This is a genomic window from Streptomyces sp. NPDC005374 (assembly GCF_042872225.1).
Taxonomy (GTDB): Bacteria; Actinomycetota; Actinomycetes; order Streptomycetales; family Streptomycetaceae; genus Streptomyces.
In genome coordinates this window covers 1-13,128 of record NZ_JBIAKA010000028.1, presented here as the reverse complement: position 1 = coordinate 13,128, position 13,128 = coordinate 1, and the positions used below count along the sequence as shown (strand labels likewise).

The 13,128-nt window shown below is 68.4% G+C and carries 11 protein-coding genes and 4 pseudogenes; 6 read left to right on the top strand and 9 right to left on the bottom strand.

Going from position 1 to position 13,128, the window contains the following annotated elements; genetic code table 11:
* Window positions 1-411: 411 nt before the first annotated feature.
* On the bottom strand, window positions 412-993 hold the full coding sequence (locus ACFYRX_RS44025) for a GNAT family N-acetyltransferase (protein WP_389112707.1): 582 nt from the start codon (window positions 991-993) through the stop codon (window positions 412-414).
* Window positions 994-1,223: 230 nt separating this feature from the next.
* Between ACFYRX_RS44025 and ACFYRX_RS44020 the strand changes: the two genes are divergently transcribed.
* The gene (locus tag ACFYRX_RS44020; RefSeq protein ID WP_389112706.1) at window positions 1,224-2,144 is read left to right on the top strand and encodes a transposase family protein; all 921 of its coding nucleotides are present in this window, start codon (window positions 1,224-1,226) and stop codon (window positions 2,142-2,144) included.
* 234 nt (window positions 2,145-2,378) lie between these two features.
* Window positions 2,379-3,050, top strand: a complete 672-nt coding sequence (locus ACFYRX_RS44015) for a DUF6262 family protein (protein WP_389112705.1) — start codon at window positions 2,379-2,381, stop codon at window positions 3,048-3,050.
* On the opposite strand, the pseudogene ACFYRX_RS44010 reads toward ACFYRX_RS44015, so the two are convergent.
* From ACFYRX_RS44010 to ACFYRX_RS43990, 5 genes and pseudogenes are all read right to left on the bottom strand, one after another.
* A pseudogene (locus ACFYRX_RS44010) lies at window positions 3,002-3,911 on the bottom strand (transposase family protein). The gene ACFYRX_RS44015 and the pseudogene ACFYRX_RS44010 overlap by 49 nt on opposite strands.
* 674 nt (window positions 3,912-4,585) lie before the next feature.
* Window positions 4,586-4,933 carry a transcriptional regulator gene (locus tag ACFYRX_RS44005; RefSeq protein ID WP_389112703.1) on the bottom strand — a complete coding sequence of 116 codons (348 nt, stop codon included), beginning with the start codon at window positions 4,931-4,933 and terminating at the stop codon, window positions 4,586-4,588.
* Window positions 4,930-5,439: a hypothetical protein gene (locus ACFYRX_RS44000; protein ID WP_389112701.1), complete on the bottom strand. Its 510-nt coding sequence runs from the start codon at window positions 5,437-5,439 to the stop codon at window positions 4,930-4,932. Before ACFYRX_RS44000 ends, ACFYRX_RS44005 begins: the two co-directional genes overlap by 4 nt.
* 282 nt (window positions 5,440-5,721) lie before the next feature.
* Window positions 5,722-6,138, bottom strand: a pseudogene (locus tag ACFYRX_RS43995) (hypothetical protein); the annotation flags it as partial.
* 338 nt (window positions 6,139-6,476) lie between these two features.
* Window positions 6,477-7,043 (bottom strand): class I SAM-dependent methyltransferase, encoded by a 567-nt coding sequence (locus ACFYRX_RS43990; RefSeq protein ID WP_389112699.1) that lies wholly within the window; start codon window positions 7,041-7,043, stop codon window positions 6,477-6,479.
* 132 nt (window positions 7,044-7,175) lie between these two features.
* Here ACFYRX_RS43990 and ACFYRX_RS43985 point away from each other — a divergent pair, with 132 nt between their 5' ends.
* Complete coding sequence (locus ACFYRX_RS43985) at window positions 7,176-8,453, top strand: sensor histidine kinase (protein WP_389112697.1); 1,278 nt, start codon at window positions 7,176-7,178, stop codon at window positions 8,451-8,453.
* Window positions 8,450-9,142, top strand: coding sequence for a response regulator (locus ACFYRX_RS43980; RefSeq protein ID WP_389112695.1), 693 nt, complete (start codon window positions 8,450-8,452; stop codon window positions 9,140-9,142). The genes ACFYRX_RS43985 and ACFYRX_RS43980 overlap by 4 nt, the downstream gene beginning before the upstream one ends.
* A 49-nt stretch (window positions 9,143-9,191) precedes the next feature.
* Here ACFYRX_RS43980 and ACFYRX_RS43975 read toward each other — a convergent pair whose 3' ends face one another.
* Together ACFYRX_RS43975 and ACFYRX_RS43970 are read right to left on the bottom strand one after the other, a co-directional pair.
* Window positions 9,192-9,689 carry a hypothetical protein gene (locus tag ACFYRX_RS43975; protein WP_389112693.1) on the bottom strand — a complete coding sequence of 166 codons (498 nt, stop codon included), beginning with the start codon at window positions 9,687-9,689 and terminating at the stop codon, window positions 9,192-9,194.
* A 404-nt stretch (window positions 9,690-10,093) separates the two neighbouring features.
* Window positions 10,094-10,604 (bottom strand): annotated as a pseudogene (locus ACFYRX_RS43970) (GNAT family N-acetyltransferase).
* Between the two features lie 358 nt (window positions 10,605-10,962).
* On the opposite strand from ACFYRX_RS43970, the pseudogene ACFYRX_RS43965 reads away from it, so the two are divergent.
* Window positions 10,963-11,391, top strand: a pseudogene (locus ACFYRX_RS43965) (hypothetical protein); the annotation flags it as partial.
* Window positions 11,392-11,404: 13 nt separating this feature from the next.
* Here the strand turns inward: ACFYRX_RS43965 and ACFYRX_RS43960 are convergent.
* On the bottom strand, window positions 11,405-12,268 hold the full coding sequence (locus ACFYRX_RS43960) for an NAD(P)H-binding protein (RefSeq protein WP_389112691.1): 864 nt from the start codon (window positions 12,266-12,268) through the stop codon (window positions 11,405-11,407).
* 125 nt (window positions 12,269-12,393) lie between these two features.
* Here ACFYRX_RS43960 and ACFYRX_RS43955 point away from each other — a divergent pair, with 125 nt between their 5' ends.
* Window positions 12,394-12,849 (top strand): MarR family winged helix-turn-helix transcriptional regulator, encoded by a 456-nt coding sequence (locus tag ACFYRX_RS43955; RefSeq protein WP_389112689.1) that lies wholly within the window; start codon window positions 12,394-12,396, stop codon window positions 12,847-12,849.
* Window positions 12,850-13,128 lie beyond the last annotated feature (279 nt).

The following is a 13,128-nucleotide window of genomic DNA, read 5'->3' as shown; positions in this document are numbered from 1 at the left end:
GCGCGGGCGCCGCGTTGGCCGCCGCCTGGTGGCTGGGCGACACGGCGCCTTATGCGTACGCCCAACGCGACCTGCTCGACGTGCCGTTGCCGTTCCTGACAGCCGACCGGATGGACGCCGCACTGCGGCCGCGGCCGGGGAAGCGGATCGGAGACGTTGACCTCCCACCCAGCACGTCCGCAGGGTGGGAGTGCTCGTGTCCTACGGAGGCGACAAGCCCACTGCTCCGACGCACCGCTCACTCAGCTGGTCACTGACCGCCTATGCACAAGGGTGCAACGATGCACCGGCCCGGCCCGGCGATGAACACCCGATGCTGTGCACTCCCCCACTGCGATGTCGAACACTCCAGGCCGATGTCGTACATCGAGTGGAGTTCACTGCCCGGGCAAGTACTCGCGTTACCTCTGCTCAGCGCGCTTGTTGAGCGTGCTCGGCTGTCCTTGCCTTCCATTGGTCTGCCGTCATACGCCAGATGACATCGATCCCCACTTCGCCAGGAGCGACGGGGCCTTCAGTTTCTCGTATGCGCTCAACCTCAGTGAATCCCAAGCGGCGGGCGACGGCTCCGCTGGCAGGGTTGGCGGCATCGTGATGGATCTCGATGCGGTCGATGCCCGCGAGCTGGAAGCCCTGGCGGACAAGAGCCGCTGCGGCCATCGTGGCCAGCCCCCGTCCGGTCCAACGAGGGTGGAGCCAGTAGCCGATGTCGAGGCCGCCAGCTCCGATGCGGCGCATGAGGCCGCAGCTGCCGATCACCGCGGCATCTGATGTGATCGCATAGCCGAAGGCTTGCCTGGTCTCCCACTCTTCCTGGTTGCGGGCGAGGAAATCAGAGGTTTGCTGTCTCCCAGAGTCGGCTGCCCAGGGCATCCACGGCACCAGATGGTCCAGGGACTCGTGGATCGCCCGTTCCAAGGCGTCGAGATCGCTCATGCGCCACCGGCGCAGTTCAACCTGGTCAGAAATGAGGCTTTCGGCAGGCTCTTCCATGCATCGGATGCTCTCGCAGCCCAGCTGACACCGACAACGCATTATCGGTTACCCGTCACTCAACCAGGCACAGTTGAGACTCCTAGGTCAAGGGCGACGTCATTTCTCGGGCTCTGGCTCAGCTTCTGTGACACGGCCACTCTGAGTGACAGCCAGGCCCCTTCGAGCTGAACGCGAAGTCGCCCGAAAGTGGTCCGCGGGCAGAGGAGTTGGGCCGACAGTTCGGGGCCGTGGAAGATGTCGGGCTCCGGCTGGAGCAGTTGTTGTTCCCGTCGATCGCGGACGTTGCGGTGCTGTCGGTGGGCGTGGACGTGGACGTGGACATCGAGATGGTGCGCGTTGATGCGCAATGCAGCGCGGACGGTGCTGTGTGCCCGGTCTGCGGGGTCTGGTCGGACCGGGTTCATGGTTCCTACCTGCGGTTTCCCGCTGATGTGCCGAGCGGTGGCCGAAGCGTTGTTCTCCAGTTGAGGGTCCGTCGGTTCGTCGGCGAGAACTCGGGCTGTGCACGCCGTACCTTCGTCGAGCAGATACCCGGTCTGACACGACGGCACGGTCAGCGGACCGAACGGCTGCGCTCGACCCTGGCCGCGGTCGGTCTGGCCCTCGCGGGCCGAGCCGGGGCCCGCATCGCCCGTGTTCTCGGGGTGTCCGTCAGCCGCAGCACGGTGCTTCGCCTGGTGGACGCTCTTCCCGAGCCTGAGATGGCCGCCCCGCGTGTGGTCGGCGTCGACGAGTACGTCACCCGCAAGGGCCGCCATTACGGCACCGTCCTGGTCGACATCGAGTCCCGTCGTCCTATCGACCTGCTGCCCGACCGGGAGGCGTCCAGCCAGGCGGCCTGGCTCGCCGATCGGCCAGGCATTGAGGTCATCTGCCGGGACCGGGCACCGTTCTTCGCTGAGGGCGCCGCCGCCGAGCAGGCCCAGGCCCTGGCCATCGACCTGTCCCGCCGCAGCACCCCCGCGGAGGGCGGGGTCTGCACCGTTCAGCCCGTCGTCGAGGCGGCGCCTGCCCCTGGAGCCTCGACTGCCACAACTGCGACAAGTTCGTCCTGTCCGGTGCCGACCTGCTCTACTGGCGACGCAAGCGCGACCAGTGGCGGCTGTTGGCCGAGGGTGCCTCCGACGACGCCACCGCCGACTACCTGACCCGCTACCTCGAGCCCACGGCCCGCGCCATCGACGGCCTGGAAAAGGCCCTGGCCGGCCTCGGCCTCCTCGATGACGCGCTCGCCCTGGACCTGCGCAAACCCCAGGACTACTTCCCCCGCGTGTGGGCCACCGCCTTCCGGGCCGCCGCCTCGCCGACGCGGGCAGCGACGAGCCGGACGAGTACAGCGATAGGTGCACAGCCGACGGCGACGACCCCGAACAGGATGCTGCATGAACACCGTCACCGTTCCCGAACCCCGCACCGCGGCGGCCCTGATTGCCCGCCGCCGCAAGACCGAAGCCGCCCTTGAGCGCGTCCACCAGGCCCTCACCCGGCTCCGACGCGAGAAAGCCCAGGTCAGTGCCGCCGCCGTCGCCCGCCGAGCGGACGTCTCGCGCACCTTCCTCTACGACAACGCCGATGCCAGAGCCGCGGTCGCCGCAGCGATGGCTCAGGCCGGTGAACGCCGGACCCAGATGCTCGGCGAGCAGGACGACGAGCGCGAGGCGCCCTGGCGCGAACGCGCGCTGAACGCCGAGGAGGCCCTCAAGGCCGCCCACACCGAGATCCTCGCCCAGCGGACCCGGATCGGCGAACTCCTCGGCCAGATCCGGGACTTGGAAGCCGAATGGACCGAGGAGGCCATCCAGCGGATCACCACCGAGAACACCATTTCCAGCACTTCATGCGGGCGAAGGCGTGCTCGACGCGGGCCGGGACACGGGCTTCAGCGCAAGGTGGTGGCAGCCAGTCGGATCGTCTGCGGCTGCTGCGCCCGGAGGCGAACGGGCTTACGACGTGGTGCGCGATTGAGGGCGGGAAGTGACGGCCTGGCGGTTGGGCTGATGGGTGATCATCTCTCGGCGGCGCGGTCGGAGACCAGGCCGGCCACGGCCGTGTAGGTCTCCTCGAAGTATTCGCGTCGCCCGAGAAACCGCTGGAGGGTTCGCCACTGTTTATGCTCGGCGTTGGCGTGTTCTACGCAGATCCGTACCGAGGATTGCTGGTGACGCTCCGCGTCCCAGGTGGCGACCTCCTCCGGTGTCGCGTCCTTCTTCGGCTTGAGCAGCGGGGCCTGGACCTGGTTGGGGAACGCCTTGGCCAGGCCCCGGTACCCGGCGTCGACCTTGGCCTTAACCTCGGGAAACCGCTCGAACAGGTCTGCGATGCCCTCGGTCCGCAGTCCCGTCTGGTCGTGCATGCGGCCGGGGGGGGAACGCCCCGGACCACAGCGTGCGTCCCTCGCCGTCGGTGACGACGGTCGCCTTCTTGGTGTTCACCTTCTTCTTGCCCGAGACGTACCGACGGCCTGGCTTGTTCGCGTGCGGGCGGCGGACCTGGACCTCGGTGCCGTCATTGCGCAGCTCGACGCCCTCGGCGGCGGCATAGGCGAAGACGTCCGCCAGGGTACGAAGTCGCAGGTCGGGGTGGCCGGGGACGGCGAAGCCGCGGGCCGCTAGCAACGGACGGATCTCGCGGGTGACCGTGGAGCGGTCTACCCGATAGAACTCCGCCAGGGCCGCGTGCGGGAGTTGGAAACGCAGCGCCACCAGGGTGACGACGACGCGGTCGACGAACACCAGCTCGTGGTCCGGGCCCGCCCCGGGCACGCGCATACCCTCGTGACCTCGACGTTCTCGCAGCCGGGACTTCTCAGCTGCTATCCAGGCGCCGGCGAGCTCGACGACGAGTTTACCGAGCCGCCGCGGCTGGAGGCCGGTGAAGATGCGCTTGGACAGGGCCGTGCGGCCCAGGTATTGCATCACAACAACAACCAAGCCGCACGGCCTACTTCATGCCTCGGCAATGCCTCGATCATTCTCACGCACCACGTCGTAAGGTACGGCCTATGTCTGATAGATCGATGTCTACGGGCCGCCTATGGGCGGTCCTGCTCGGGGTCGACGCTGTGGCTACTGCGTCGTCGATCGTGGTGTGGAGGCAGAGCGGAACACCGTGGACCGAAACCTTGGTCAGTTCGGGTGTGGTTGCTCTTGCGGTCCTGGTAGCCGGCCCATGGGCGATAAGGCGGACCAGGGCAAGGGTCGAGGAAGCAATGCGACAACAGCGTTGATCCAGTTCGGTCGCTTCTGAGGGTGCGGTACGTGACGTAATGCCCGCTTCGGCCTTGGGGTTGGGCAAGGGGCCTTGGTCGGCGGGGTGGGTTGGTGGTCAGGGGCGGGGCTGAGCGAACAGGCGGGTTCGGGTTCGGTGAGGACGCCCCGTGTGACCAGGCATTTCAGCTTGCACTGGACGCCTTCGGTGTTCTTCGGGAGTGGCTAGCCTGGTCTCCGACCGCGCCGCCGAGAGGTGATCACCCATCAGCCGAACCGCCAGGTCGGCGCTCCCAGCCCGCAATCGCGCTCCACGTCGTCAGTCAGGCTGAGGACGGCTGCCGGACCCATTGTCGGCAGCCGGTCCACCCTGATCGCCCGAGCTAATGTTGTGCGTCCAGGCTCAGCAGGGCCTTGAGCGCGTTGACCTCACGCTCCAGTGCCTCCTTGCCTGCTCTGCTGATGGAGATCCACGTTCGCGACCTTCGGCCTTCGTAACCCTTGCGGACCGAGACGAGGTTGTGGTGGGCGAGGATCTCGATGTGCTTGCCGAGATTGCCGTCGGTGAGCTGCAGCGTCGCCTTCAGATAGGCGAAGTCCGCCTGATGGACCTCGGCGAGGACCACGAGCAGTCCGAGCCGGGTCCGCTGGTGGACGACGTCGTCCAGGTGCACGGCGGCGGAGACGTCGGGAGTCTGCCGCACCTCTGGTGCGGCCTCCTCACGGCTCATGCAGCCAGCCTCCGCTCCTGCCGCACGGCGGCCAGTCCACCAGCCAGCAGAAGCAGCCCGGCCGCCCCCGTGATGATCGCAGGCGCACCGTCGAAGTAACCCGACTGCGACTGGAACCAGCCCAGGCCGTACGCCGCGCGGTACAGCAGGTTCTCCAACGTGGCTGTGAACGTCCCCAGCACCCCGATGACGGCGAGGAGCACCGCGAAGGTCCCGAGGTAGGCGTTGCGCTGCCGCACTGCCAACACCAGCAGAACGAACCCGAGGACCGGCAACTGGACAGCGGTCAGCGGGAGGACCAGAGCGAAGGCCGCCAGCAGGATCCAGCCGGTCTTCGCGTAGGAGACATCACCCGCGCCGACACCCACCCGCACCCGCCGACGCCGGTGCCACCAGGCCACCAGCAGAAAACCCACTGGGGCAACGATCGACCAGTACAGCAGGGTCAGCAACGACAACTGCCCGGCGAGGGGGACATACCCGAGCGTGAGCAAACCGAACGCCACCAACGGCACAGACGACGCTCTTCGTTCCCCTCGCGCCGTCCTGCGGAGGCGTTCCACCTCAGCCAGGACACCACCGGGATCGGCAGCTGTTCCCATCACATTCGCCCGTCTCCAAGATCAACCTGGAGCAGAGAGTACTCTCCAATCCAGAGTTCCCAGATCGGCCAAATGCCCATTTTCTAGTCAAGGACACGTCACCGCCGCGAACATCGGCGGCCCCGACGCCGCGGCGGTCCTGCTGACCCCGCTCTGCCGCCTACACCGCAACCTCGCCCTCGTCTGGTGGATGGACAGGGTCCGCTCGCGCCGGTACCAGTCCAAGAAGACAATCGCCAGGATGACCGCGAAGACGGTGGTGCTGGTCTCCAGCGGTACGCCCATGTTGTCGGTGAGGTTGTCGCTGATCAGGGCAACAGCGAGCCAGTACACCCGCGCACGGTAGGCGGGGGTACGGAACTGCACCACCAGGACGACCGCCAGCAGGGCGCTGATCAGCACCGACACACCGGTCAGACCGAGACCGGCCTTCTCGTTGAGCAGGTCGGCCGCGGTCTCGCCGACCGTCGTGCACAGCACCTTGATGACCCAGAAGTAGACGGTGACTTCAGGCACCTTGTTCCAGCCCGGTCGGCGACCGGAGAGCGACACCTGGAGGTCGGCCGCCGAAGGCGTGGGCGTCTGTGAGGTCTCGTATGTCATGAGGCCCGACCGTGCCACGGGATACCTGAACGCATCCTGACTGCCGTGCGTCACCCGCTGCCTTGTCCGCCTCACGAGCACTATGAGTGCCATGGTGCCCCGTGATCAGTGTTCGGGCCGGACGGTAGAGCCGCCGCCGTACCGATGGCTCGGGCAGCGGCGATGTGCCCTGGCGAGACGGGGGCAGGCTGATAGAAGTACCGGCTTCTGCCGCAGGGCGCGTCCTCGTCTCAGGTGACGAACTGCCAGGGCGCCCCGGACGGCGCATTGGACCGACAACCTCCGCCCCATCGCCGCGCGGATGTTCCCGTCCCGCTCGCCGGTCCTCCAGGTCGCCGTCATGGCCTCTGGGTGGCCCGGTGCACGAAAGCGGGCGGGAGGTTCGCCCACACCGCCTTCGAGCGCTCCAGCCGGTCGAAGCGGCAGGCGAGTTCGGCGGTGAAGTGACGGGCGGGCGGGGTCCAGGCCGCGTGCAGATAGGCGAACGTGGTGAACTGGCCGCCGGGCGCGAGGACTTCGGTCACGGAGTCCAGGATGTGCCCGCGCCGGTCCTGCGGCATCACCGTCCACGGCAGCCCGGAGACCACGGCGTCGACCGGTTTGCCGACCACGGCGGCCAGGTCGGCGGCCGTGTCCTGGACCACGGTCAGCCGAGTGTCGCGTCGAGTGGCCGACAGCCGGGCCGCGAGCACTGGGTTGAGCTCGACTGCGACGAGCCGTGCGTCGGGTGCGAGCCGGGCGAGGATCGCGTCGGTGAACACCCCTGTACCCGGGCCGAGTTCGGCGACGAGCCGGGCCCGCTCCAGGCCGATGCCCTCGGTCATCGCGTACGCCAGCCGCCGTGAGCTGGCCGTCACGGCACCGGTCATGAGGGGCCGTCTGAGGAACTCGGTGGTGATCGACATGCCGGCCATGCTGGAAGCGCCCGGGGTGGCCGCACGTCGTATCCCCGGCCGGTGTCCGTACGACTGCGGGAGGACCCCGTGACGCCCGCCAGGACGATGCCGGGGAGCGGGCCCCGGCCGTAGCGTGAGGCGGTGCAACGGCTGATCGAGACCCTGCCACGCCTGCGGCGTGGACATCCGTGGCTGACGGACCTGCTGCTGGTCGTGCTGGTGTCCGTGCCCCCGGTGATCCGCCCGCAGCCGGGCTGGCGCCCCGTCTGGGTACAGGCGGTCGTGTACGTGGCGCTGGTACTGCCCCTGCTGTGGCGCCGCCACCGGCCGGTGTTGGTCGCGGCCCTGGTGACGGCCGCGTTCTGGGCGCAGTACCTCGGACAGGTGTGGGGACAGGAACCGGGACGCGGTGCCGTCGCCCTGGCCGCGGTCCTGGCCACCCTCACGGTACGCGGCCTGCGCCGCGCCGCCGCGGCGACGGTGATCTGTGCCGCCGGCTGCGTACTGCTGTGGATCCCCGCCTGGCAACGGGACTACGGAGGAGGCCCGGGCGCCCGCGGCGCCTGGCTCACCCCGCTCGCGGTGGGGCTCCTGCTGGCCGGAGCCTGGGTGTTCGGCGAGTACGTCCGTGCCCGGCGCGCCTATGCCGCCGAGTCCGAGCGGCGGGCCGCGCTCGCCGAATCGGAGCGACTCGCCCTGGCCCGGGTCGCCGTCGCCGAGGAACGGGCGCGCATCGCCCGCGAGATCCACGACGTCCTCGCGCACAGCGTGAGCGTGATGGTGCTGAACGCCGAGGGCGGCAGGCTGATGCGGCACGCCGACCCCACGGTCGTCGACCGCACCCTCGGCGTCATCAGCGCGACCGGCCGCGAGGCCCTGGACGAACTGCGCCGGCTGCTGGACGTGCTGCGCGCCCCCGACACGGACGTGCCCACCGGTGTCCCGGGCCCCAGCCTCGATGGCGGTGGGGCTGCCGAGTCCCTCTCGACCGATCTCAGGCGGCTGGTCGGGCGCCTCAACACGAACGGCACGCGCGCTCGACTGGATCTGCGTGGAGAGCGGGGCGGCCTCCCGGCGGATCTCACCGCGCAGACGTACCGCATCGTGCAGGAGGCGCTCACCAACATCGTCAAGCACGCGCCGCCGAACGCCACGATCCACGTACGGGTCGACACCGGTTCCGACGGGCCCGGGCGGCTGGTACGCGTCCGGGTCGAGAACTCGGCCGGAGCCGGACGGGGAACCGTCCCGGAGCACCCCGACCCACCTCTCTCCTCCGGTCACGGACTCACCGGCATGCGCGAACGCACCGCCCTGTACGGCGGGAGCGTCGACGCCGGACCCACGCCCGACGGGGGCTACCGGGTCACCGCCACCCTGCGCCCCACCCGGCCCGAGCCCAGCGCGGCGACCCCGTGACCGGCCCGACCCCGACTCCCGCTCTGGCATCGTCCCGGGTGCTGATCTGCGACGACCAGGAACTGATCCGGATGGGACTGCGCATGGTCGTCGACAGCCAGCCCGACCTCACCGTGGTGGGCGAGGCCGCGGACGGCCACGCGGCGATCACGGGCGTGACCACCCTGGAACCGGACCTCGTCCTGATGGACGTACGCATGCCCGGTCTGGACGGGCTGGCCGCGACCGAACACCTCTGCGCGCAGCCCCACGGGCCCAAGATCCTCGTCGTCACCACCTTCGACCTCGACGAGTACGCCTACGCGGCCCTGCGGGCCGGTGCGAACGGCTTCCTCGTCAAGGACGCCCCCGCCGAGGAGATCCTGGTGACCGTCCGGGCGGTGCTGCGGGGCGAGGTCATGGTGGCTCCCTCACTCACCCGGCGCCTGGTCGAACGCTTCGTCCGGGACTCCCCCGCGTCCGTGCCGGCCCAGCGCAGCCGCCTGGCCGCGCTCACCGACCGGGAACGGGAAGTCCTCGCCCTGGTCGCCCGGGGGCTGGCCAACGGCGAGATCGCCGGCCGTCTCTTCGTCGGGGAGACGACCGTCAAGACCCACCTCGGCCGCATCCTGACCAAACTCGGCCTCCGCGACCGCATCCACGCGGTGATCTTCGCCTACGAGAGCGGGCTGATACGGGCCGGGGACTGAACAGCGACGGGCAGAGCGCCAGGCCACCCGTGTCGCCGTGGTTCCAGAACTACTTCTGGTGGGTCCCGCGTTCCTGCCCTGCGCCAGGGTCCAGCAGCCGGCGGATGCGCTCGTACTCGGCGGCCGTCTCCGGATGGGCGAGGAAGTCGTCGAGGTCGGCGGCGACCTCGTGGTCGATGTCCTCGATGGAACGGATGGCGAGTTCATAGAGCTCGCCGCGCCGGTTCTGCTCCAGGTAGCCCTTCCAGTGCGCCAACGCGGTGATGGCGGTGAGGACTCCAGGGTCCAGATCGTCGTCGACCAGGATGCCGTCATAGATCGTCGCAAGCTCGTCGTGCAGCTCGGCGGCGCTGATCGTCAGGACGTTCGCGCACGCAGTGGCCAGTGCCGCCCGGGCCGCTTCGGTGAGTTCGTCCTCGGCCGCACCGCGCAGCAGCTCCGGCCGCACCAGACGAGTGACCGTCTCCTCGCCGAAGGCACGAACGCCGGCCTCGGTTGCCCCGACGACCAGCCGCAGAACGTCCGCCTCAAGCTCGCTGTAATCCACGCCCGCAGCCTAGGTGTATTGACCCGCAGGGTTGTCAACCTCGCCGTTTCGCTTCGGGCGTCTGGGCTGGACTGATCGCATTGAACCGGTGATTCCGGTTGATGGCCTGCCAGTGGGCATGGCGGGGGCCCGACGCGGTGGTCGGGTTATCCGGGGTCCTTCCAGTCGTGGGCGGGCAGAGGGGTCAGCCCGGTGGCATCGGCAAGATCCGCCAGCAACCGTGCTCCAGCATGACCGACCGCCCTCGAACCGTCAGCCGAGATAAGGAGCTTGGGACGAGAACCGATACCCTTCACGCAGAAAGTGCCTTCCGCCTGGACCGACAGAACCCCTCGACAAGTTTCATCGTCCCAGCTCAGAAGGCACTTTCCGTATCCGGCCTCACCTCAACCGAAGCGGCGAGGTCAGCCGCCGAGGATCCGCTCCCACTGCAGCGCGTCCCGCCAGCCCCCGTCGAGAAAGATCGAGGAGTGCGCGACGCCGTACGGGCTGAACCCGCTGCGACGGCAGATTCTCCAGATTGGTGGACGCCTCGGCGCGGTGCAACCCGAGTTCGTCCGTCATGACCCGAAGTACAAGCCCGACGGCGTGCCCGGCGTGCCCTTGATTCTGGGCGACCGTGGCGATCCAGTATCCGACGGAGCCGCGGCGCAGGTGCGGCTGCGGCAGGATGCCTCCGACGGTGACCTGCCCAATCACCTGGTCGTCAGCGAGCACTACGCCCGGCCAGACCGAGCCCGCCCGAAATCCGGCCAGTAGCCTGTCGATCCGCTCAGCCTGGCCTTCCGGGGTGAAGAAGCTGGCCGGCTGGTCCGGTTCCCACGGCCGGAAAGCCTCCAAGTCCCGCACCCGATGCGCAGCGATCGAGCCAGCGTCGGTGGGCTCTATCAGACGGATCCTGGTGCTGCTGCGCATGGCCTGATCCTTGTCGCGGTGCGTCGCATGAGACGGCCAGCCTATGCAAGGGTCCCAGCGTCGCCGCACCCTACGCCCGCCGGAGAATCAAGTGGATCGCGCAGCTCGTGTTCTCAATACCCTGCACGCAGGAAGTGCCGTCCGCTTGGACCGACAGAACCCCTCGACAAGGTTCATCGTCCCAGCTCAGAAGGCACTTTCGTATTCCCTCCCCGCTTCCGGCCTCATCACAACCGACACGGCGAGGTTTTAGTGCTCTCGTTGGCCCTTGAGCGTTGCAGCTAGCCCGTGCCTACCCAGCTCGGGCGCACACTGCCCCGGCTCATGAGGTTCCTGAGCTGGGCGTCAGCCTCGGCGGATGATTCCTGAGCCGCCACCGAAAGTCATCACGCGTCTCCGTGACGGGCGGATCCACGCCTACGTCGTGGGCGCCGGCGTCTACGGAACGCTGGAGCCCGCAGCGGTTTTCCAGCCGCGGGACGGCGAGGAGGTCGTGGCGTCGGTGGTCCGGCAGGATTTGGAGCGGGTCGTGTACACGGCGCTGAACGGAGTCGTCTGCCTCACACGTGCAGGCGACCTCATGTGGGCCTCGGACTTCGAACCGCACTCTGGCGTACACCATGGCCACCGACCTGGCTGTGCGCTGTCTCTGGACGGCCGGACGGTGTGGGTCTACCGGCGGGACGCGGGGGCGGGACGCGGGGGCGGGGACCAGTGGGTCGTGCACGATGCCGACAGCGGTGTGGTTGTCGCCCGCCGGGAGCTGGAGACGGTCGGGCACGGCGCCGTCGTCTGTCGGCTCAGGTGGTTTCAGGTCGTCGGAACGCGTCGGCGTTACGCGCGCACCAGTCCACGAAGGTCCGCGGCCTGCGTCCGAGCAGTCGCTGGACGGTGTCCGTCCGGAACCCGACGGTGTCGGCTCGCATGAGGTTGAAACCCTCCGTGACGGCGTCGGCGAGGGCCTGGGGCGCCCCGTTGGGGAAGCGGAACCGTACGGCCTCGTCCGGTGTGGTCACTTCCCGGACCTCGATGTCGCGGCCGATCGTCTCGGAGATGACCCGCACCTGCTCGGTGACGGTGAACGTCTCGTCGCCGGTGAGGACGTACTCCTTGTCCTGGTGGCCGTCCTCGGTGAGGACGAGGGCGGCGACCGCGGCGATGTCCGCGGGGTCGATCGGCGCGTAGCGGCCCGGGCCGACCGGGTCGAGGACGTGGTTTCCCTCGCGGATGGTGGGCAGCCAGTCGAAGGCATTGGTCATGAAACCGCCGGGCCGAAGGAATGTGGCGGGTATTGCGGAGGCGCGGATGATCTCCTCGCGTTCGTGATGCCAGCGGGCCATAGCGGGCAGCGGGTCAAGGGTGACGTGGAGGGAAGACAGGTGCACGATGTGGCTCACCCCGGCCGCCTCGGCGGCGGAGATGGCGGCGGCGGTGTAGTCGGTGCCGATGCCCTGGGTGAGTAGGAAGAGTTTGTCGACGCCGGCGAAGGCCGGCGTCAGTGTCGAGGGTTCCCCCAGGTCGCCGACGGCGCGCTCAGCGCGGTCGGACAGCCCGGCAGCGCGGGCGGGGTCGCGGACGAGGAGACGTAACTTCACGCCTTTCGCGTCGAGTTCGCGGGTGAGTTCACGGCCGATGTTCCCGGTGGCTCCGGTGACCAGTATCATCGTGGCTCCCCATAGTCGTTTGCCGTCTAACGAGTTGCAAGGAACGTTAGCCGGTGAATGATTAGCCGTCAATCGACTTGCTTGCGGCTCAGGCAGCCGCTTCCGCACATCACCGAAAGGCCCCGATGCCTGAGTTCCTGGACCTGCACGGCAGAACATCGAAGGTCCTCCGAGCCCTCGCCGACGCGGCCATGCGACGCCATGGACTGCACGTCGGACAGAACTACCTGCTCGCGGTGCTGTGGGAGCGGGACGGCAGCACGCCAGGCGAGGTCGCCGCCGCGCTGAACGTCACGACGCCCACCGTCGTCAAGATGGCCGACCGGATGACCACCGCCGGGCTGCTCACCCGTCGCCGTGACGACCGGGACAACCGCCTCGTCCGGCTCTGGCTCACCGACGCGGGGCGTGCGCTGCAGAAACCGGTCGAAGCGGAACGGCGGTTGATCGAGGAGAAGGTCACCGCGGATCTCACCGAAACCGAACGCGCATCCCTCTTGAACGCCCTGGCGAAGGTCCATCGGGCGGCGAGCGAGCTACTGAGCGAGCCCATCGATTACGGCGACTCCGCCATCACGTGACACTCCCACGCCCCCTATCTGAACAGATCCGACAAGCACGAAGACGGCTTCCTGCCCACCGACGACTTCCTCGATCGCACGAGGATGCCTTGGACTGCGCGACCGGCAGCTACCTCGCCACCCCGAGAACCCACACGCAATCTGGCTCACGTCAACCCTCGAAGGACTTCCGGAGCCGACCACTTAGTAGTGCTTCGTTAGGTCTATACGTTTGTGCTGATCAAGAGCATGTTGAGGGTGTGGACACGCATGAAGTGAACCGATTACGGGCCGCATTGG